Below are 22,360 nucleotides of genomic sequence, written 5' to 3'. Positions count from 1 at the left end.
CTCCGTACTTGCGGGCTCGTCTCTCCTGGTGGCGGCTCCTCTCCTCCTGGTGGCGGCTCCTCTCCTGATTGCTCAATGACATGAACATAGGCTATCGCCATTAATCCACCATCCACTGTTGTTACTGTTATAGTAGCTGTTCCAGCTTCAATACCAACTATTTCACCCTCGTCATTAATCTCAACAATAGCAGGATCATTTGAAGTCCAAACAACCTGTTGATTGGTTGCATTGTCTGGATAGATATGTGCATGTAATAAGGCTTCTTCTCCCACATTAATTGTTACATCACTCTCGTCAAGCTCAATGCTTGTAATCGCTACATCATTTGATTCTTGTATACGTGGTAATGTCGTTTGTAAATTCTCATATTCTGAGCTAGTAATTGGTAATACAGATCCATGTCGAGCATTTTCTGGGAATGTATAGCTACTTGGTACAGACCATTCACCCGAGTCTAAATCGGTTGATTCTAAAGGTACATATCCTCTACCACCAAACTCATCAACAAATAAATACCACTTCTCTTCCTTATTCGATTTGAAAATGATTGGCCCTTCCGTATGCCCTACATCAGGACGTCCTACCCCTTCTCTAATCATGTCAAAACCTGAATCAAAGATCGAATCGCCAACTTCCTGGAAAATATATTTTCCATTAGGAGCTTGGGAGGAATTATTTCGTTCATCTTTAGAAAAGCGATATATCTGCCCTTCATGCTCAATCATAGTCGTATCAATAATGGAGTATCCTCGATCAATGTAAATGTCAGGCTCACTAAACGAATAAAAATCTCTCGTTGTCGTGTACATCATTCGATTGTGAGTTGCACCCGTTTGTCGATGTGCTTCATCCTCATATAATTTCGAGGCCCAGAAGATCACATATTCTCCCTTTTCATCATCATAGAATATTTCAGGTGCCCATGTGTTTCCCGCTTCCGGTGGTGCAACTTCAACCATCCGTTGTTCAGACCAATTAATTAAGTCGTTGGATTCCCAAACCATAATGGAGCGGCTTCCATTCGTTTGTGCTCTATGCCAATCCCAATTTCCATAGATTTTTAGATCAGTTGCAATCATATAGAAACGATCACCTTCTGGTGCACGAATGATAAACGGATCACGGACTCCTTGATCTCCTAGTTGTGAAGTAATGACAGGCTGATCATCGTTCAAGTCATAATAATGTAGGGGATCGTTTCCTTCACTTAAAGCAAAATAGATTTGCTCTCCATCAGATCGTCCCTCTCCCTTCATATAACTGAACAAATACCCTTCTAATTCCTCCTGTTTAGGCAACTCCCTAACTGTAGCCAGAAAGCCTTTCATAATCATTTCTTCACCTTTCGTAATCGTTGCTATGAGCTTTACTTGCTGATCACCTTCTCCATGTGCTGGACGAGTGACTTCCCCTGATTCAGAAATGATCTCAGGATTGTCTGAATGCCAAGTCATTTTTGATCCATTTTCACCACTTGTCGGTAATGTGAGATGGCCTCGTACATCTCTAATATGATGAATATATAGAGCTCTAGCATCGTCAATTAGCGCTTCATATTCACTCGGCAATCGCAAGACCTTTACAGTAAACGATTTTTCAACAGATTGAATTCCATCAGAAACCGTTAATGAAAGTGTAACCTCTCGATCTCCCTCTTCATAAGAAGGTCTAATCACAATTCCTTCATTGGTTATAACAGTAGAATCACTAGACTCCCATGTAAAAGTCATACCATACGCACCTTCACTAGGAAGAGATAAAGAATACATCACTTCTTCTTCATTTAAATTATTGGCTAAAATATCACTAAAATCGATTTGGTTAGCAACATGTTCAACTAAAAACCCTTTTAAATCTTCTACTTTAGCAGCTGATTCAACACTTAATTTCTCCACATCATCAGATGACAGCGCCCCCTCATAGATTCGGAAATCCGCTACCATTCCTCCAAAATAAGGGTCACTACTATAGAATGATCGACCAATAAACCCGCTTGGCCCGGAAACATTCGCAATCTCCTCTAACGTATAGCCATTTGTTGAACCAGAAGCTACCTCCTCACCATCAATATACAATGTAAGCGATTCCTCCATACCGTCCATTACTGCAGTCACTAGTTTCCAGTCATTCGCAGTTAATGGCCCAGTTATCGCATTAGCATGCGCTTCATTTTGCCAGCTAGTAATCCCTAAGCCAATCCGTGCTGAACGATCACCTGAATTCCGACTTGGTGTCGCAAAGAAATATTTCTGATCATCCTGACCTAAGGCAAAGATCCACTCAGCCTCCCGATCCCCTTTCCAATTTACTAATGAGGAAACAGTCATACTATCTAAACCATCTACTATCCCTTCAGGAAGCTCAATGTAAGACTGTACATCTCCCCCTTGAAAGTTTATCGCGCCAGCTTGATTTCCTTGAATCCAATCTCCACGCTCTCGATTGACCCACTGTCCATCATACGAGCCAGTTTGATCGGGAACCGTCACTTCATCAATATTAGCCATATCATAATGTAAAATTAAATTAGACTCTGGTTCTTCGATTGGAATTGACACATCTTCGTCCGCTAACTTAATAATCTCTTCGCTTGATAATGCTCGGTTGTATATATGAAACTCATCAAATAATCCGTTAAAATGCGGATGTACATCTCGTCTTGACTTCCCTAAATAATTCATTGTCGTTTCCATTAACATTCTTGGCTCAACATTATACGTAGAGCTTCTAAATACCTCTTCTCCATTTACATAGAGAACAGCGTCAAAGCCATCAATGGTAATCGCAACATGCTGCCAGTGATTTATTGGTAAACGCTGCGCGTTTAACGCGTATTTATAATTATTTGCTAATGGTGTCTGTTCATTACTGAACTTCTCTGTAAAAGGCGTGATAACGGCAAATTCTAACTGATTCGAATCTCCTTGTGTACTTAAATACATCGTATTTCGATTTACGATTCGTCCAGTGTCTGAAGCAAAGTCAAAAATGCGTTGATTCGTTTGATTTCCCTTTACCTTTACCCAAGTTGACATCGTCATACTTTCTAAGTTCAAATCTTGTATCAGGTTTTCAGGTAACTCAACATATCCTGTATCTCCATCTAACTCAACAGCTCCAGATGAAGACTCAATTGTGTCATCTGTTGTAATGGTTGCTCCACCTTGTAAACGTGCATCAAAACCATTACCTGAGACATCCTTAACGGTTGTCCCTTCTACATCATTTGGATTAAACGAATATCGAACGACAGGCTCTTCGACTGGAGTAGGACCTGGAATGGCATAATGTTCCTGTACAAGGTCATACTCATCACGAGTAATCGGGATAACGGTTCCATGTCTCGGTCCTGGTGGTAAAGCATAATCTGATGTAGGTAGTAAATTGTCGACGAATTGTTGACCATCTTCTAAATTATCTGACCAACGTACATGGTAAGGCCATGAATCTAAAAATAAATACCACTTTTCTTCATGAATATCTTTAAAAACCGTTTGTCCTTCATTATTGCCTTGGTGACCAATTAACCCTCGGTTCCCATCACGAGTACCTTCAATTAGATCAAACTGAAAGCCATTTTCTTCAATGCCATCTGCGTCATAGAAAATATGTGATGCTTTCTCATAATACACCCTGAAATTAACCTCACTTTTTGTGAATCGGTAAAGTGTATCATCATGCTCAATAAAGGTCGTATCAATCGTCGGAAAGCCGTCATCTATAAACACTTTCGGCTCTGAAAAGGTGTGAAAGTCACGAGTCGTAGCATAATACATCACATTATACTGACCCGCCGGTCGTCCATTAGGATAATCTCCGTACGTATCTTCATTCTTCATAGACGAAGCCCAAAATACAACATAATCACCTGTATTCGGATCATAAAAAGCTTCTGGAGCCAAGTGTTGCCACCGTTTTCTGGAGCGACTTTCACCATGCGTTGCTCACTCCAATTCACTAGGTCATCTGACTCCCAAATCATTAAATAGTGACTGCCTGTTATTTGCGCTTGATCAAAGTTCGTGCTTTCTCCCATTTTTAAATCTGTTGCAAGCATATAAAACTTATCGCCTTCTGGAGATCGAATGATAAACGGATCACGTAGTCCTTCTTCACCCATCGTCGACTGTATAACAGATTGTCCATTGTTCAATGCCCTCCACATTAAAGGGTCTTCTGCAGTTGCAAAGGAGATTTCTTCCCCACCTTCATATTCACCAGTAAAATAGGAAAAGAAATAAGCATCATAGTCGACTTCACCAGGATCTTTTAAAACGTTCACTTCAAACTCTCGTTGTTCAAATACATCATCTAATGTAACAGTAGCCGTTAACGTAACAGCTACATCCTCACTTTGTCTAGTTACCCACCCTAATTGATGTAATTGCCCTTCAGCTTCTTCTGTTCCACGAATAATTGATGGGTGTGAAGACTCCCACGTAATCTTTGAACCGTGCTCACCCTCAGTCGGTAAATGAATATTTCCTTTCACTTGCTCATGATTGTAAATAGAAATGGCATTTGCATCAGATTCAACCTTATATGCATCTGACCACTCTTGAAGGACAATAACCGTAAACGTCTTTGTAACAGTTAACCCTTCATAGTGAAGAGTTGCTAATAAATCAATCATCGTGTCTCCATCTTCAACACTTGGACGAGTTACTACACCGCTGTGAGAAAGAACATCTGGATGACTAGATTCCCATTCAATCTTAACACCATGCTTACCTAGAGTAGGTAATGATAAATGACGAGTGACGTGATCTACATCCTCATCTTGCTCTGAAAGATATGGTATTAAATCTAGAGATTCGTAAGCATCTTGCAAAACAAGTTCATTAATTGCGGTTACTTGAGTCAACGTATTTGTATACATCTCTTCTATTTGCGCGTTAGATAGAGCTTCATCATACACACGAAAATCTCCAATCACCCCTTTAAAATAAGGATCATTTCCAAAAATAGATTTTCCGATAAAGCCCGAAAATGAAGCATTATCATCAATAATATTCGCTAATTGCTTGCCTTGTGCTGATCCGGACACGACTTCCTCCCCATTAACAAATAAACTTAATGTATCCTCAGAGCCTGAGAACACAACTGTAATAACTTCCCAGCTATTAGATCTTAGTCCTTCATTGCCTCTAATTAACGTTTCATTTCTCCATCCAGCCTCTGAAATACCAGTTGCTGCTACATTGCTATTTTCAATTCCATGCCTCGGTGTCGCAAAAAAGTAAGCGTTACCATTTTCGATATCATCTGAAACTTTTCCCAGCCCAAAGATCCAACGGTTTTGACCATCATTTTCCCAATTCACCAGTGCAGAAACCGTTACATCCTCTACTCCTTCAAGAAGATCCTCACCTTCAGGACTTTTAGGAATTTCAATATATCCACTATTGGAATTCGCTCCGCCTCCATTAAAAGAAACAAATCCCCCTTCTTCATTATGGAGAAATTGACCATTTTCAGGATTTTTAAATAAACCATCATATTGTTGTTCACTTCCAGATACATCGATTACTTTTATGTCCCCATCTTCTTCCACAAATGAAGACATATTATAATGTAGGATTAATGAATCTTCTTCTGCATGTACTAGAATTGGTGCTGGATTCATCATAGAAGGGAATAGCAATAGAACTATTAAACTAATAGACAACCACTTTTGCTTCATTATTCGATTCATGTTATTCCTCCTTTAAAATTCTTGATCAGATATACACCTAACCTTCTTCCGTACGATTACTCACACCCCCTTCAAAAACTAATGAGCTGAAACTGTCTCCTTCTTGTGGTCAGTCCTCATCACGATGATCCGCTGTAGAACAATGAATAAAAGCAGTAATAACCCAATCGCAATTCGCGTCCACCAAGCACTAAGTGACCCTTCAAAAACGATAAGTGATTGAATCGTCCCCAAAATAAGAACACCTACAACACTTCCGGCAACATATCCAACTCCACCGGTTAATAACGTTCCACCTATAACGACAGCAGCTATTGCATTTAATTCAAACCCATTAGCATGTAAGCCATAGCCTGATAACATATAAAAGGTGAACACAATTCCAGCTAATGAAGCTGTAAAGCCACTTAATGTATAAACCATAATTTTGGTTTTTCCAACCGGAAGCCCCATTAACATTGCAGACTGCTCACTTCCTCCAATGGCATATACATTCCGTCCAAACTTTGTATAGTGAGCAATGAAAATAGCCGCTGCAACAACAACCAAAGCAATAATGACACTATAAGAAAGGAAATAATTACCTACATAAATTCTTGTACTCGCCATGTATTTAAAGAAATCATGATCGATCGTAATTGTTTGCACACTTATAACAAAGCTTAGCCCTCTCGCTAAAAACATCCCTGCCAATGTCACGATAAAAGGCTGTAACTGAAAATAATGAATACAACAGCCCATTAAAAATCCCAACACCGGACCGACTAAAAGGGCTATAGGAATAACCAGCCAAACTGGCACCCCTTGAACAAGCAAACTAGCAATGACCATACTCGTCAAAGCAATCACCGATCCAACTGATAAATCAATTCCACCAGATAAGATAACAAAGGTCATACCGACCGCCACAATAATTAAAAAGGCATTATCAATAAATAAATTAAGGAACACTTGCGGCGAGGAAAAGTTCTCGTATCTCACTAAGCCAAATACATACATGAGTAAAAAAAGTCCAATAGTAATAAACACTGGAATAAGCCGTTTGTTTACGTGTAATAGATTCATGTTATCGTCACTTCCTTCCCCTTATTCTTCACTGTTTTTTTACGAGAGAACATACTTGATACCCTCTCTCTAAACTGTGGGGATTGAAGGAGACAAACGAGTAAGACGACTAAAGCTTTTACAACTAAAATAATATCGGCTGGAACCCCAATGGAGTAAATCGTCGTCGTTAAGCTTTGAATAATAAGGGCACCAATCACTGTCCCCATTAAATAGAACCTTCCTCCCATTAATGACGTACCACCGATTACTACTGCTAAAATCGCATCAAGCTCATACCATAAGCCTGCATTGTTTCCATCTGCACTCATGACATTCGAACTCAAAATTAACCCTGCAATTCCTGCACATAATCCACAAAACATGTAAACCATTAAGATGACATTTTTTGATTGGATCCCTGCTAAGCGGCTTGCAGTCGGATTTCCACCCACTGATTCAATAAATAATCCGATAGCTGTTTTTCGAGTCAAGTACATAGCAATGAATAGAACAAATAGAACGATGAAAATCGAGAAAGGTAACATAAATAAATACCCTCCTCCTATAAATGAATACGGAGAATAATATACAGTCGTAATCTGTCCATTCGTGATAAGTTGAGCAATTCCTCTCCCTGCTACCATTAGAATTAATGTTGCTACAATCGGTTGAATGCCAAGTCTGGAAATTAATAACCCATTCCAAAGACCCGTAACAATCGCCAACATCAGTGCAAACAATATAGCTAGAAAAAGAGGTGTTAAACTATCCGTTGATGCCCCAAAGCTACCTCCTACGACGGTTGCAGCAATAGCACCTGACATCGCAATAACTGAACCTACCCCTAAATCAATTCCTTTTGTAGCAATGACAAGCGTCATGCCAATTGAAATGAGGATTAATGGTGCGCCACGGTTTAAAATGTTAATTAAACTACCAGTCAAATGCCCATTTCTCACTTCAATAACAAAAAAGCTTGGATTAATCACTAAATTCAAAAGTAAAATGAGGCCAAGCATTACAAGTGGCCAAAACAGCTTAGATTTCATCATCCACTTCCACCTGCCATTTCCTCCATAATATGTGATTGATCCAATTGCCCTTCATTGACCCATTCAGACACCTTTTCACGATCTCTCAACACAATGACTCGTCTGCTACATCTAATCACTTCTTCAAGTTCAGCAGAAATGAAAACAATTGATTTCCCTTCCTCACTAAGACGAATCATTAACTTTTCTATTTCAGCTTTCGCACCTACATCAATCCCTCTAGTAGGTTCGTCTAAAATCAGTAAATCTGGATTTGTTATTAGCCAGCGTGCTAATAAAACCTTCTGTTGATTACCACCACTTAAATTTTTGATCAATTGTTCTGGATTTCGAGGGTTAATGTTTAACAATTCGATATATTGATCAGCTAACTCGATTTGCTTCTTTTTTGGTATAAATGAAAACCAACCATAGACACCTTGTATCGCTAAAATTATATTTTCTCTAACAGTTAATTCAGGTATAATCCCTTCAGCTTTTCGATTTTCTGAACAAAAGGCAATGCGGTGTTTAATCGCTTGCTTAGGTGAGGACAAATCGACCTTTTGACCACGTACATACATTTCTCCATCATCTAATTTGTCTGCTCCAAATAATAATCGTGCTATTTCGGTTCGCCCCGAACCTAACAACCCTGCAAAACCGACGATTTCATTAGAATGTAACGTCAAATGAAATGGTTGAATACTCCCTTGTTTAGAGCCGTCCACTACTTTTAAGAAGACAGGATGCTCTTGTTCAATATGAGTCTGCGATTCTTTCTCAAGCTTAGCATCGAGCTGTTCTTTTTCTTTTCCGATCATCTTTGCCACTAATTTAAAACGTGGTAACTCATTTGTTAAATACTCTCCAATCAATTGACCATTTCTCAATACTGTCATTCGATCTGCTATTTCATAGATCTGATCTAAGAAATGACTAATAAAAATAATCGCCATGCCCTCTTGTCTAAGCTTTCTCATTACATTAAACAATTGCTGTACCTCATTTAAATCCAAACTCGATGTCGGCTCATCCAAAATAAGAACTTTACATGAAATATTAAGAGCTCGTGCAATTGCAACCATTTGTTGAATCGCAACGGAATATGATGATAGCTCTTTTGTCACATCAATCGTTAAGTCGAGGCGTTTCAATATTTGTTCAGATTTGACTTTCATTGTTTTCCAGTCAATTCTCCCACGCTTAAACAATTCACGTCCTATGAAAATATTTTCAACAACAGAGAGGTTAGGACATAAATTAACCTCTTGATACACCGTACTAATTCCTACTTCTTGAGAGTGAATCGGACTCGTCACATGCAACTCATTATCTTCAAGTGAAATGATTCCTTGATCGTACGTATATACACCTGTTAATACTTTAATTAACGTCGATTTTCCTGCACCATTTTCACCCATTAATGCATGTACCTCACCTGGAAATAACCGAAACGTGACATCCGATAGCGCTGTTACACCTGGAAATTCTTTTGTTATCCCTTCCATAGTTAAAATGGGTTTCTTACCACTCATACTATTCCACCTCCAAGCAACTTAATAAATATCATCATGTTATAAGCCACTCTCTTTCCTCATTGGGATCAAGTGGCTTATTTTTTTCTATTAATACGTTCTTGAATCAATTAGATCAGCAGCCTGATCCATTGTAAACATATCCTCTTCTACAGCTATTCTCTTCGGCAATTCTTCACCAGCAAAATGCGCTTCTATTAACTCGACAAGTTGTGGGCCAAACTGAGGATTACATTCAATGGTTACGTTCATCTTTCCAGCGACCATCGCTTCAAATGCACCCTTTACTGCATCAACGCCAATAACGATAATATCCTCAGCGGGTTTAAGACCATATTCTTCAATCGCTTGAATCGCTCCGATCGCCATATCATCATTATGAGCATATAAAACATCAATATTATCCCCATCTGAACGTAAGAAAGCTTCCATGACTTCTTTACCTTCTGTTCTAGTAAAGTTACCTGTTTGTGATTGTGTGATTGTCAATTGTGGATGATCAGCAATAATTTCTTCAAACCCTTCTTTTCGATCAATTGCCGGTGCTGAACCTACAGTTCCTTGTAATTCAACGATATTAATGTCACCTTCAACATCTGCTAGCTCGTCTACGAGCCACCTACCTGCTTTTCTACCTTCTTCAACAAAGTCTGATCCTAAGAACGTTACCCACATCGAGTCATCATCAATATCAACCGCACGGTCGACTAGGAATACAGGAATCTCAGCGTCCTTTGCTTCTTGTAATACGGTCTCAAACCCTGTCTCAACAACTGGTGAAAAAACAATCGCATCTACACCTTGTGAAATAAAGGAGCGTATCGCCATGATTTGATTTTGTTGTTGCTGCTGCGCATCTGAAAACTGTAATTCATGTCCTGCATCTGCAATGGCATCTTGAATCGACTGCGTATTCGCTGTCCTCCACTCACTTTCAGCACCAACTTGAGAGAATCCAATGACGAGAGAATCCGATTGCTCTGATTGATTGGCCTCTTCATCAACCTCCACTCCACTATCAACCCCATCTTCCACTTCCTGATCTACTTCAGAGGCATCACCACAAGCAACTAAAAAGCATACCCCTAACACGACCAATAGTAATACCCATTTTGTACGAACGACTTTTGCCATTGACCTTTCCCCCTTATCTTTCGCTAATAGCGACTTGAATTTATTAGCGTACGGCCATTATAAAACGCTTTCATTTGAAAGTTAATAAATGAATTTTTGATAAAATGTTAATTTATTTTGAATCTCATAGATCTTATTTCTTTTTTGTGTAATTTTTTTTAACCTTGTTGCACTTTTTTTTGATTGCACATATACATGTGCAATCCCATGATAAAATAAACGCTAAATAACACAGATCTTGTCTATAAAATGATTGAAGAACAACAAGAATAAAAGCGAATCCCCACCCTATTCGTCGAGATTAAGCTAGTTACAAAAAAAAGATTTCAATTTAATTACGAATGATATAAAATACACATTAAAGCGCTTACAAATTGACCTAATTAGATGTGGGTGGGAACTATTATGAGCATAAAGCATTTATTCGTTTCTAGTTTACGGACTAAGTTTCTTATTATGTTTGTTGTCTTAACCGTTATCCCGTTAGTATTTGTAGGTATGATCTCTTACCAAAAAGCGATGAATATTATTTCCGAAAATGCCATTTCAAAAGCTCAGCTAAAAGGTACACAGCTCAGTCAAGAAATTGATGGGATTTTTCAAAATATAATGAGGTTCACCGAAATTGGCAAACAAGAGAATACGATACGATTTTTGATGGAAGACTGGAATGAACATGATTACGAGGATGCCAAATCCATTTTGAATATGTTTACGACCTATCGTGAGATTATTCCAATGAGTCGCCATATTCTCGAAATTACGATCATCAACCAAAGTGGAAAAGCATTAAGTGAAAGTAAAGGATTACATGCCAATCAACTTTCTTCTACTATAAATGAAGAAATAGATGTGAATCGACATACTACAAAACCGATTATGGAGCTGACAGAATTTAATTCGGCTACAGTCATCTCTATTACTCAACCAATTATTTGGGATATTACTCATGAAACGATTGGATATATGAATATTATTGTCGATCACACCGTTATCCTTTCCCTCTTAGAAGAAGCTTCATTAGAGCAAAATGGTCCATTTTTTATTCAGTCAAATCATGAGAATTTTCCATTTACGATTTATCACCATGATTTGTATACCGAAATCCTACATATTGAAACCGATTTCATTAATGATTTGCATGAAGCAGAATCGGAGCAATCTGTACTCATCACGTCGCATGAATCGGATACGACAGGTTGGCACATTTTTGGTGTAGTTCCAGAAAAGGAATTATTAAAGGAAGCAAACAGCATTCGAAACTTAATTATGTTAACAGTTGTCAGTAGTATTATTTTCACGATTTCGCTCTACATTTTCATTACTTCGAGACTCATTAGACCGATCAGCCATTTAAAAGATAAAATTAAATTAGCTTCTAATGGAGATTTGACGGTGAAAGTAGAAAATCATAGCTATGATGAAATTTCAGAGCTTGGTCAATCATTCAATAGGATGATTGAAAAAATTAAAACACTTCTCGAAACGAGTATAAATAAAGAAAAACAACTAAAAATGGCCGAGCTACGAGCACTACAAGCTCAAATTAACCCTCATTTTCTCTACAATACACTAGATACAATTATTTGGATGGCTGAAGCTAAAAAAGAGAAAGATGTCATGACCATTACGAAAGCATTGTCTCATTTTTTCCGAATATCTTTAAATAAAGGGAAAGATTTAATCACAATTGAACAAGAGATAAGTCACGTAAAAAACTACTTAGTGATCCAAAAAATGAGATATCGCGATATTTTAGATATACAATTTACGATCAATAAAGAGATTGAGCCATTTATTATTCACAAGCTTACACTGCAACCATTAATTGAAAATGCTATCTACCATGGAATAAAAAACAAAAGAGGAAAAGGTTTTATCCATATCATAGGAGATTTCGACTCAAACAAGCACATCTGTTTTCGCATAACAGACAATGGTCTCGGTATCGAAGAAACAAAATTAGCCGAAATTAGAAGCTGTTTATTAGCAAATGAGCCCGTTCAAACTGCAAAAGGTGGCTATGGTATGTACAACGTTCAAGAGCGAATTCGACTCTATTATGGTGAGCCATATGGTATTGAGATTGATAGTGTATATGGCATGGGCACTACTATTCATTTAACCATTCCTATGGAGAGGTGAGATTTATGAAGAAAGTATTTTTAGTCGATGATGAGATTGAAGTGCGGGAAGGGATTAGACATTGTATGGATTGGTCGAATAATGGGTTTCTCTTTTGCGGAGATGCGCCCGATGGTGAAATGGCTCTTCCCTTAATTGAACAAGAGCAACCTGATATTGTCATAACTGATATTAAAATGCCCTTTATGGATGGACTTGAATTAAGTCGGATAATACGAGATAAGTTACCTTATACAAAAATTATTATTCTCAGTGGACATGATGAATTTGAATATGCACGAGAAGCTTTACGAATCCAAATTACCGAGTATTGTTTAAAACCATTAAATGCTACTGATTTATTAGACGTGCTACAAAAATTATCAAAACAGATAGACTTAGAAAAGAATGAAAGAGAAAAATTTAATGAACTACAAAATAAGGCAACTGAAAATGAACATTTAACTAAAAATCAATTCCTATTAGAACTATGTGAAGGTATGTATTCCACTACAAATGCTATTAAAGAAGCAGGCAAATTTAATATTCAACTTATTGCTAGTTATTACGCTGTTGTTATGATTGAAACCCAACAAGAATTGCACTCACTCATACATTCAAGTATTCGCTTTCAACGTAATGGTAAAGAGACTGTTTACATTTTAAAAGCCCACGCTAAACCAATCATTACAAAGCAAATACAACATATTCAAGAAACATTTAAAGCATCTTCACAAAATATATTTGGAATTGGATCAGTTAAAGATCGTATTCAAGACATTCCCATTTCTTATCAAGAAGCCTATGCGCAGGTGTATAACAACCGAAGCTTTTATGCACCTCTCCCAATAACGGGCATACAATCATTTTTTAACAGAAGTGAAATGAAGCAATTCCTATCATATGGACAGACCGAGGAAATCGAGCCATTATGTAGAGGACTCATAAAGGAACTAAATCGAAAAAGTGAGAGCCATTCATTTATTTATTATTACTTTCTAATGGAATTCACAGCAACTGTTACAGATTACTTGAAGAGTCTAAGCAACAACTCTAATGATCACATCGTTTCTTCAATCCAGCAAATTGAGCTTAATCAATCGATTCATGATTCTTCACAGCTAGCTAGTTATATGACAACTATTCTAACTGAAGTTATTCAACTACGGAATCAACTCAAAAGTAAAAATTACCCTCTTATTCAAAAAGCGAAAGCGTTTATGAGGGAGTATTATACCGATCCACAACTATCTCTGCAAAAAATTGCAGACGTTGTCAATGTTAGTCCAGCTTATTTTAGTCACATTTTTAGTCAAGAAGAAGGACAAACAATAAAGGAATACTTAACTTTTATCCGAATTGAAAGAGCAAAAGAGTTGCTCATTACGACAAATGAAAAAACATATGAAATCGCATTAAAAGTCGGTTATAGTGATTCCCATTATTTTTGTAATATGTTTAAGCGCATCACAACTATGACTACACGAGAATTTAAACGAAAAAGTTTAGTGAAGCTGAATGAAATAAGAAAACCTATCGTGAAGCCGTTACGAGTATTTGATTAAAACATAGCATGTTTTCTACGATTCTATGACAAAGGAGGTTGTCGTCAGTGAAACTACCTGTCATGATAATCTGTTCATTATTTCTTTTTAGTGCTAGCGCCTGTCATATCATCACAACAGATGAGCCTGAATTATTTCCTAACGACACGAATGTGCAGCTTGAAGAAAAAGATGCTATTACCTTTGCTATTATCTATCCTGTCGCTCACTCTTTCTTTGAAGCTGTAACCGTTAGTGCGAAGGAAACAGCAGAAGCAATGGGAGTCGAAGTCATTATACGTGCTCCCTCAACTGCTAATGTCGAATCTCAAATACAAATTATTGAGCACTTCATCCAGCAAGGAGTGGATGGAATTGCAGTCGGCCCTACCGATTCTGCCGCCCTAACCCCGTTCATTAATAAAGCAGTATTAGAAGGCATTCCTGTTATTTGTTTTGATACGGATGCACCTGAAAGTAAACGACTTTCCTATATTGGCACAGATAATCTAGCTGCTGGCGAGCATTTAGGTGAGGTTGTCGCTCGTTTACTTGATTATCATGGTGACCTTATTATAAGTACCGGATTATCAACGATGCTGAACCTCAATTCAAGAATAGAGGGTGTCAAAAATACACTTAAACAGTATCCTGAGATTAATATAGTAGAAATAAAGTCAAATGAAGGCATCCCATCGAAAACCATCACTAACATTGAACAAATGATCGAAGACTATCCAGACTTTGATGCATTAGTTGGAATTGATTCGCTTTCTGGTCCTGCTGCCGTAACAGTATGGAAAGCGAAAGGACTCCAAGATAAAATTGCTGTCACCTTCGATGATTTACCAATGATTATTGATGGTGTTCAAAACAATCAAATTAACAGTACCATTTCACAAAGTCAATTCGTATGGGGACAATTAATTGTGGAACGACTATATGAAAACTATTACGGCCATGAGATACCTGAATATGAAATGACTGAAACGCTTGAAGTTAATCTAGAAAACATCGATGACTATTTGAATCAATTAAATGGAAATTCTGATTTAGAGTACATACAATAAAGCACTTAGTTCAGCGTTTGGCTAAAACTAAGTGCTTATCGTTTACTTACATTAAGCTATTCCAATCGGCTCTTCATCTAAAACTCGAACAAACTCACCTTCATTGTATGGGTATCCTGGCTTGGTCACTTTTACATTTACAAGCTTGCCGATCAAATCATCAGATGCCGGAACCTTCACTTTAAGGTAATTATCAGTATAGCCAATGTACAAGCCACTGCCTCCATTTTCCTTATCACGTTCTTCAGGAATCATTTCAAGAACTTCCCCGTCAAATTGGGAAGCATACTCCTTTGCTAGTTGATTTGATAGCTCAATTAATCGATGGACTCGTTTATTTTTTATCTCTTCATCCACCTGATCATCCATTCGTGCTGCAGGAGTTCCCGTTCTCTTTGAATAAGGAAATACATGTAGTTCACTGAACTTGTGTTTAGCAATAAATTGATACGTTTCTTCAAATTCTTCCTCTGTTTCACCAGGAAAGCCGACAATAACATCTGAAGTGATCGCCACACCTGGCATGATTTCCTTTAAGCGTTTTAGTCTTTCAGCAAAGAATGCCATCGTATATTTCCGGCGCATCCGTTTTAATACTGTATCTGAACCTGATTGTAGTGGGATATGCAGGTGGCGAACAACCTTTTCTGATTGATCAATGACTCGAATCACTTCATCTGTTAATTGACTTGCCTCAATAGAAGAAATTCGAATTCGTTTTAATCCTTGTATTTGTTCTAGATCCTCCAATAATCGTGCCAAGCTATAATCCTTTAAATCCTCACCGTAACCACCAGTATGAATTCCCGTTAATACGATCTCCTTATAGCCTGCTTCCACGAGCTGAGTAGCTTGCTTCATAACATCTTCTGGATCACGCGAACGCATAAGCCCACGAGCCCACGGGATAATACAAAATGTACAGAAGTTATTGCATCCCTCCTGAATTTTTAACGAAGCACGAGTCCGATCTGTAAATGCCGGAACATCTAATTCCTCGTACACTCTGGACTTCATTATATTCCCTACACCATTGATTGGCTCACGTTTTTGCTTAAATTCTTCAATATAATCAAGCATTTTTACACGATCTTGTGTTCCAACGACAATATCAACTCCAGGTATCGCCATAATCTCAGCAGGAGATGTTTGTGCATAACAGCCCGTAACACAAATTACCGCATCCGGATTTTTACGAATCGCTCGTCTAATGACTTGTCGACTTTTCTTATCACCGGTATTCGTTACCGTACAGGTATTTATGACATACACATCTGACGTTGCTTCAAATTCAACCTTTTCATAACCTGCTTGCTGAAATAATTGCCATATCGCTTCAGTTTCATAATAATTCACTTTACAACCTAATGTATGAAAGGCAACAGTGGCCATGTTCTTCACCTCATTAATTCAAAATGATACGAAATAGCAGAAAGTGCATATATTGCTGCCGTTTCTGTTCTTAAAATACGTGGTCCAAAGCTACAAGGAACAGCCTCTTGTTCCTGAAGTTTCTCCACCTCTTCTTCCGATAATCCACCTTCTGGCCCTATAATAATAAGCAATCGTTGGCCGTATGTTAACCCTTGAAGTGTATCAGCAAAATAGGTATGATACTGTTCCTTCGCCACTTCTTCATAGGCAATGATCGTTCTATCATAATGCTGAACCATTTTCAGAAGCTCTGTAAATGATATAAAATCAGCAACATACGGAATTCTTTCGCGATAAGATTGCTCTGCTGCTTCTTTTGCAATCTTTTCAAGCCGCTCTCGTTTTTTAATGGCTTTCTTTTGATCCCATTTCACAATCGATCTTGAAGCAGCAAACGGTTGGAATATATGTGCCCCGAGCTCCGTTCCCTTCTGGATGATCCATTCTAGCTTATCCGCTTTTGGTAATGCTTGAGCAATTGTCACCGCAATGGGAAGTTCCGTGTTCGGTTGAATATCTTCGGCTATAACGGCTATAACTTGCTGATCTGATATGTCTTTAATTGTGCAACGAACCGTGCGAGATGCATTATTACTACACACAATTTCGTCACCTATAGACATCCGCATCACCTTAGTGATATGTTTAACATCTTCTCCAGTTATGCTTACCTCATGATCCTTCATTTGTTCAGGTAATACAAAATAGCGTTGCATTTCGTTTCCTCGCTTTATTAAGCTTTTGTCGCAACAAGTGCAACCCAATCTTCCATTTCGATGACTTCTTTGATGATAAATCCACCTTGTTCTAAAGATTTTTTCACATCATCTTTTTTCCTTTTTATAATTCCTGAAGTAATAAATGTTCCATTCTGCTTAAGAACCGCTGCCGCATCTTGAACAAATGTCATAATAACCTCAGCTAATATGTTAGCAATGACTAAATCATATTCGCCAGAGATTCCCTCTAATAAATCATTTTGCTCAACTCGAACGAGAGAAGTCACTTCATTTCTATCAATATTCTCTTTCGCGCTCTTCACAGCAACATAGTCTAGATCTAACGCTAAGACTTCTTTCGCCCCAAGCTTTGCCGCAGCGATACTTAACACTCCTGATCCCGTCCCTACATCAATGACGGCTGCAGGACTCGTTAAATACTTTTCTAATGCCTGTATACAAAGAACCGTTGTTGGATGTGTTCCAGTACCGAAAGCCATTCCTGGATCTAATTCTATAATCATTTCATTATCTGAAGCCTCATACTCTTCCCATGTAGGCTTAATTGTTAGTGAATGAGAGATGCGAATAGGTTTGTAATACTTCTTCCAAGCAGTTGCCCACTCTGTCTCATCCACTTCAATCAAATGAACCTTATTTTGCCCTAAATCGATATCATACTGAAGGAGTCCATTAACGGACTCCTTAATACCATCAATTGTATCAGTTAGAAAGCTATTTACAGGAAAGTACGCTTTAATCATTACCCCATCTTCAGGATAATCATCTGGAGAGAGTTGGTATATTTCTCCGAAACGATCGCCCCAATCTTTTACTAAATCACTAGGGTCTTCAATCACTACACCGCTTGCCCCAGCTTCATGTAAAATATGACAAACTGGCTCCACCGCTTCTTCACTCGTATGAATACTAAATTCTGACCATTTTAACATCCAACTCAACTCCTTAACATAAGCTGTATGAGCTTATTCCCCTTTAAATGCTCGCTTTACCTTCGCAAAAAAGCTATCATTTTGTTCATCTGGTTGACCACCGGACATTTGCGAAAACTCACGCAATAAATCTTTTTCCTTTTCAGTTAAGTTCTTAGGTGTCACTACACGAATTTTCACATGCTGATCACCTTGACCTCGCCCATGTACGTTAGGTACCCCTTTACTTCTTAGACGGAAATTCGTCCCTGTCTGTGTTCCAGCCGGGATTTTCAATTTCACTTTACCAGTTAAAGTCGGCACCTCAATTTCATCACCAAGTGCTACTTGGGCAAATGTTAACGGCATTTCACAGTAAATATCGTCACCTTCACGTTCAAAAAATTCATGTGTCTTCACATTAAATACGACAAATAAATCTCCTGGTGGTCCACCATTTGAACCAGCTTCCCCTTGACCTGATACTCGTAGTTGCTGGCCGTGATCAATTCCTGGAGGTACTTTAACGCTAATTTTCTTACGTTTTTTCACTTTACCTTGCCCACCACAAGTTGAGCATTTATGTTTAATTTGCTTACCCGTACCATTACAATAATGACAAACTCGACGGTTTACAACACGACCAAACGGTGTATTTTGTTCGACATTTAGCTGTCCCGATCCACCGCAATGCGAGCATGTATCAGGCTTAGTTCCTGGTTTTGCTCCAGATCCCGAACATGTTTGACACGTTTCTTCTCGCGGAATTTCTATTTCTGTTTCTTTCCCAAACACCGCTTCCTTAAACTCCAACGTCATCGTATATTGTAAATCAGCTCCTTGACGAGGTGCATTCGGATTACGACGTCCGCCGCCACCAAAGAACATATCGAATATATCGCCAAAGCCACCACCAAAATCTCCTCCACCACCAAATCCTTGATTTGGATCTGTATGACCAAATTGATCATAGTGCGACTTCTTCTGGGGGTCACTTAATGTATCATATGCCTCTTTTACTTCTTTAAACTTTGCCTCAGCATCCGCTTCTTTATTGACGTCTGGATGATATTTACGCGCAAGCTTACGATACGCCTTCTTCACCTCATCAACTGAAGCATTCTGATCAACACCAAGGACTTCATAGTAATCTCGTTTACTCATGTCATCCACTCCCGATTCTATTCCATAACGTTCATCTTACCACCTTACAAACACTTTTCGCAATAAGAAAAGTAACGAACTGTTCCTTACTCGATTTCTACATTTATCAAAAGCATAAGAAAAGCTACGCAGCAGTCTTTTCTTTATAGCGGAGTGTGGAGCCGTTACAATGGCTTTCAGCTTTTCTGTAAGTCGAGTTCTTTCAGAAAAACATGTAACGTTCGAAGCCGTCGCTCACCTATGAGTTGGCCAACAACCTCTATGCTTTCCCCACATTGCTTCCTCAAATTTTATCATTCTTATTCATTTAGAAAAACTCTTGCTACAAGACAAAACTATCCTTTTCACCTATCCTCTTAGAAAAAGTCAAAGTCAACTAAGTTGACTTTGACTTATGTGAAAGGTGATTATTTCTTTTCTTCGTCATTCACTTCTTCATAGTCAGCATCGACAACATTATCATCCGCTTGTTCAGCTTGACCTTCAGCACCTTGTGCTTGTTGAGCTTGTGCAGCAGCCTGCTCATACATCTTTGTTGTAAGAGCTGTTACTACCTCTTGTAGCTCATCTTTTGCCGTACGAATTTCTTCAATGTTATCAGCTTCAATTGCTGATTTCAGCTTATCTTTAGCTGCCTCTGCTTTCTCTTTTTCACCTTGATCAATGTTTTCCCCTAAATCTTTGATCGTCTTTTCTGTTTGGAAGACAAGCTGATCTGCTTCATTACGAAGTTCAACCTCTTCACGACGCTTCTTATCTTCTTCTGCGTTCGCTTCAGCATCCTTCACCATTTGATCAATTTCTTCATCTGATAATCCCGAAGAAGAAGTAATCGTAATTGATTGTTCTTTATTTGTACCTAGATCTTTTGCCTTAACATTTACAATCCCGTTTGCATCAATGTCAAACGACACTTCAATTTGAGGTACACCACGAGGTGCTGGTGGAATATCTGATAATTGGAAACGTCCAAGCGTTTTATTATTTGCTGCCATTTCACGTTCACCTTGCAGAACATGGATATCAACAGAAGGCTGGTTATCAGCTGCAGTTGAAAACACTTGTGATTTTGATGTTGGGATCGTTGTGTTTCGCTCAATCAGCTTCGTAAATACGCCACCCATTGTTTCAATTCCTAAAGAAAGAGGTGTAACATCTAGTAATACAACGTCCTTAACATCTCCAGTTAACACTCCAGCTTGAATAGCGGCACCGAGTGCAACTACTTCATCAGGATTTACCCCTTTGTGAGGGTCTTTCCCAGTTAGACTTTTAATAGCTTCTTGTACAGCAGGAATACGTGTTGAACCCCCAACTAATACAATTTTATCAATTTCACTTGCAGATAGACCTGCATCGGATAAGGCGCGACGAGTTGGCTCGAGTGTGCGTTCAACTAAATCAGCAGAAAGCTCTTCAAACTTAGCACGGCTCAAAGATAATTCTAGATGTTTAGGTCCCGTTGCATCTGCTGTAATAAATGGTAATGAAATTTGTGTTTGTGTGACACCAGATAAATCTTTTTTAGCTTTTTCTGCTGCATCCTTCAAACGTTGCATGGCCATTTTATCTTGAGAAAGATCAATACCGTTATCTTTTTTAAATTGCTCAACAAGATAGTCAATAATAACTTGGTCGAAGTCATCTCCACCAAGCTTGTTATCCCCAGATGTCGCCTTAACTTCGAAGAATCCATCTCCTAATTCAAGAATGGACACGTCAAACGTACCACCACCAAGGTCATAAACAAGAATCGTCTGATCATCTTCCTTATCAAGACCGTAAGCAAGCGCAGCCGCTGTTGGTTCGTTAACGATACGATCCACTTCTAAACCGGCAATTTTCCCTGCATCTTTTGTTGCTTGACGCTGTGAATCATTGAAATAAGCAGGTACAGTAATAACGGCCTTCGTTACTTTTTCACCTAAGTATTCTTCTGCATCGGATTTAAGCTTCTGTAAAATAATTGCAGAAATTTCTTGCGGAGAATACTCTTTTCCTTCAATGCTCTCCTTATGATCTGTACCCATATGACGCTTAATCGAAATAATCGTATTTGGGTTTGTGATCGCTTGGCGCTTTGCCACTTCCCCTACTTGGCGCTCCCCATCCTTAAATGCTACAACAGATGGTGTCGTACGGTTACCCTCTGGATTTGGGATTACAGTCGCTTCTCCACCTTCCATTACTGCCACACAAGAGTTCGTTGTACCTAAATCGATACCAATAATTTTACTCATTGTTATTGTTCCTCCATTCGTATACTAGATTTATTTCATTTTTAAGCATTAACCTTAACCATCGCTGGTCGTAGGACTCGGTCTTTTAACTTGTAACCCTTTTGCAATTCTTCCACAATTTGACCAGATTCAAACCCGTCTTCTTCCACTTGCATCACCGCTTGGTGAAGATGTGGGTCAAACGTTTGGCCTTCTGTTTCAATTACCGCCACACCTTCATTTTTTAATGTGTCTTGTAATTGACGATAGACCATTTCCATCCCTTGTAATAGAGACTTTGTTTCATCTGATTCAGGATTTACTAATAAAGCACGTTCGAAGTTATCTAATACAGGTAATAATGATTCGATAACGACTTGTGATCTATATTTAGCCGCTGCTTCTTTCTCTTCACGAGAACGGCGTCTGAAATTATCATAATCTGCTTGAGTACGTAATAGTCGATTATTTAATTCATTGATTTGTGCTTCAAATTGTTCTTCTTTCGACTCTACGACTTCAGCTTCTGCCTCCACTGCTTCATCGCTATCATGCTCTGCATCAGCAATTGGTTCTTGCTCAGCTTTTGTCTCCTCAACCGTTTGTGTTTCTTTTTCTGCCATCTCGTTCACCTCCTAAATAAAATACATGAATCTTATGTATATTGAAAGATGACATAGTGAAATGTCAAAAGACGTCTTTATTG

14 protein-coding genes and 1 pseudogene are annotated in these 22,360 nt (G+C 38.5%); 3 read left to right on the top strand and 12 right to left on the bottom strand.

All coding sequences use genetic code 11. The annotated features are described in order from the left end of the window. The 6 genes and pseudogenes from JCM9152_RS24355 to JCM9152_RS14425 all read right to left on the bottom strand — a co-directional run. The coding region (locus JCM9152_RS24355; RefSeq protein WP_500778237.1) for an Ig-like domain-containing protein at positions 1-275 on the bottom strand (275 nt) is incomplete at its 3' end. Between the two features lie 150 nt (positions 276-425). Further along, positions 426-5,402: pseudogene (locus tag JCM9152_RS21460) on the bottom strand (immunoglobulin-like domain-containing protein); the annotation flags it as partial. 374 nt (positions 5,403-5,776) lie between these two features. Further along, a complete protein-coding gene (gene yjfF, locus JCM9152_RS14440) occupies positions 5,777-6,763 on the bottom strand; it encodes a galactofuranose ABC transporter, permease protein YjfF (RefSeq protein ID WP_035345700.1) in 987 nt (328 codons plus the stop codon). Next, positions 6,760-7,797 (bottom strand): ABC transporter permease, encoded by a 1,038-nt coding sequence (locus JCM9152_RS14435; protein ID WP_035345698.1) that lies wholly within the window; start codon positions 7,795-7,797, stop codon positions 6,760-6,762. Before JCM9152_RS14435 ends, yjfF begins: the two co-directional genes overlap by 4 nt. Further along, positions 7,794-9,314 carry a sugar ABC transporter ATP-binding protein gene (locus JCM9152_RS14430; RefSeq protein WP_035345696.1) on the bottom strand — a complete coding sequence of 507 codons (1,521 nt, stop codon included), beginning with the start codon at positions 9,312-9,314 and terminating at the stop codon, positions 7,794-7,796. Before JCM9152_RS14430 ends, JCM9152_RS14435 begins: the two co-directional genes overlap by 4 nt. A 90-nt stretch (positions 9,315-9,404) precedes the next feature. After that, entirely contained in the window at positions 9,405-10,448 is a 1,044-nt protein-coding gene (locus JCM9152_RS14425) for an ABC transporter substrate-binding protein (protein WP_081728061.1), read from the bottom strand. A gap of 405 nt (positions 10,449-10,853) precedes the next feature. On the opposite strand from JCM9152_RS14425, the gene JCM9152_RS14420 reads away from it, so the two are divergent. Genes JCM9152_RS14420 through JCM9152_RS14410 form a run of 3 tightly spaced genes read left to right on the top strand, consistent with a single transcriptional unit; the run spans position 10,854 to position 15,186 of the window. After that, positions 10,854-12,593, top strand: a complete 1,740-nt coding sequence (locus JCM9152_RS14420) for a cache domain-containing sensor histidine kinase (protein ID WP_035345694.1) — start codon at positions 10,854-10,856, stop codon at positions 12,591-12,593. A gap of 5 nt (positions 12,594-12,598) precedes the next feature. Beyond that, positions 12,599-14,137 (top strand): response regulator, encoded by a 1,539-nt coding sequence (locus JCM9152_RS14415; RefSeq protein ID WP_052015981.1) that lies wholly within the window; start codon positions 12,599-12,601, stop codon positions 14,135-14,137. 47 nt (positions 14,138-14,184) lie between these two features. Continuing rightward, positions 14,185-15,186: a substrate-binding domain-containing protein gene (locus tag JCM9152_RS14410; RefSeq protein ID WP_052015979.1), complete on the top strand. Its 1,002-nt coding sequence runs from the start codon at positions 14,185-14,187 to the stop codon at positions 15,184-15,186. 51 nt (positions 15,187-15,237) lie between these two features. Here the strand turns inward: JCM9152_RS14410 and mtaB are convergent, their stop codons facing one another. The 6 genes from mtaB to grpE form a co-directional block, all read right to left on the bottom strand. After that, positions 15,238-16,578, bottom strand: coding sequence for a tRNA (N(6)-L-threonylcarbamoyladenosine(37)-C(2))-methylthiotransferase MtaB (gene mtaB, locus JCM9152_RS14405; RefSeq protein ID WP_035345692.1), 1,341 nt, complete (start codon positions 16,576-16,578; stop codon positions 15,238-15,240). A gap of 5 nt (positions 16,579-16,583) precedes the next feature. Next, on the bottom strand, positions 16,584-17,336 hold the full coding sequence (locus JCM9152_RS14400) for a 16S rRNA (uracil(1498)-N(3))-methyltransferase (RefSeq protein ID WP_035345690.1): 753 nt from the start codon (positions 17,334-17,336) through the stop codon (positions 16,584-16,586). A gap of 17 nt (positions 17,337-17,353) precedes the next feature. Then, complete coding sequence (prmA, locus tag JCM9152_RS14395; RefSeq protein WP_035345688.1) at positions 17,354-18,292, bottom strand: 50S ribosomal protein L11 methyltransferase; 939 nt, start codon at positions 18,290-18,292, stop codon at positions 17,354-17,356. A 33-nt stretch (positions 18,293-18,325) separates the two neighbouring features. Continuing rightward, the gene (gene dnaJ / locus JCM9152_RS14390) at positions 18,326-19,435 is read right to left on the bottom strand and encodes a molecular chaperone DnaJ (RefSeq protein WP_035345686.1); all 1,110 of its coding nucleotides are present in this window, start codon (positions 19,433-19,435) and stop codon (positions 18,326-18,328) included. 407 nt (positions 19,436-19,842) lie between these two features. Further along, positions 19,843-21,675 carry a molecular chaperone DnaK gene (gene dnaK / locus JCM9152_RS14385; RefSeq protein WP_035345684.1) on the bottom strand — a complete coding sequence of 611 codons (1,833 nt, stop codon included), beginning with the start codon at positions 21,673-21,675 and terminating at the stop codon, positions 19,843-19,845. A gap of 41 nt (positions 21,676-21,716) precedes the next feature. Beyond that, positions 21,717-22,277: a nucleotide exchange factor GrpE gene (grpE, locus tag JCM9152_RS14380; protein ID WP_035345682.1), complete on the bottom strand. Its 561-nt coding sequence runs from the start codon at positions 22,275-22,277 to the stop codon at positions 21,717-21,719. Positions 22,278-22,360: the final 83 nt, after the last annotated feature.

The organism is Halalkalibacter hemicellulosilyticusJCM 9152, from assembly GCF_000513115.1.
GTDB classification, from domain to species: Bacteria; Bacillota; Bacilli; order Bacillales; family Bacillaceae_D; genus Halalkalibacter; species Halalkalibacter hemicellulosilyticus.
Note: the sequence above shows the minus strand (reverse complement) of the source record. Positions and strands in the feature narration are given on the sequence as shown.

Excerpts from the sequence above, each read along its gene's own strand:
- yjfF (WP_035345700.1), bottom strand. The coding sequence starts at position 6,763 with ATGAATCTATTACACGTAAACAAACGGCTTATTCCAGTGTTTATTACT.
- JCM9152_RS14435 (WP_035345698.1), bottom strand. The coding sequence starts at position 7,797 with ATGATGAAATCTAAGCTGTTTTGGCCACTTGTAATGCTTGGCCTCATT.
- JCM9152_RS14430 (WP_035345696.1), bottom strand. The coding sequence starts at position 9,314 with ATGAGTGGTAAGAAACCCATTTTAACTATGGAAGGGATAACAAAAGAA.
- JCM9152_RS14425 (WP_081728061.1), bottom strand. The coding sequence starts at position 10,448 with ATGGCAAAAGTCGTTCGTACAAAATGGGTATTACTATTGGTCGTGTTA.
- JCM9152_RS14420 (WP_035345694.1), top strand. The coding sequence starts at position 10,854 with ATGAGCATAAAGCATTTATTCGTTTCTAGTTTACGGACTAAGTTTCTT.
- JCM9152_RS14415 (WP_052015981.1), top strand. The coding sequence starts at position 12,599 with ATGAAGAAAGTATTTTTAGTCGATGATGAGATTGAAGTGCGGGAAGGG.
- mtaB (WP_035345692.1), bottom strand. The coding sequence starts at position 16,578 with ATGGCCACTGTTGCCTTTCATACATTAGGTTGTAAAGTGAATTATTAT.
- JCM9152_RS14400 (WP_035345690.1), bottom strand. The coding sequence starts at position 17,336 with ATGCAACGCTATTTTGTATTACCTGAACAAATGAAGGATCATGAGGTA.
- prmA (WP_035345688.1), bottom strand. The coding sequence starts at position 18,292 with ATGTTAAAATGGTCAGAATTTAGTATTCATACGAGTGAAGAAGCGGTG.
- dnaJ (WP_035345686.1), bottom strand. The coding sequence starts at position 19,435 with ATGAGTAAACGAGATTACTATGAAGTCCTTGGTGTTGATCAGAATGCT.
- dnaK (WP_035345684.1), bottom strand. The coding sequence starts at position 21,675 with ATGAGTAAAATTATTGGTATCGATTTAGGTACAACGAACTCTTGTGTG.
- grpE (WP_035345682.1), bottom strand. The coding sequence starts at position 22,277 with ATGGCAGAAAAAGAAACACAAACGGTTGAGGAGACAAAAGCTGAGCAA.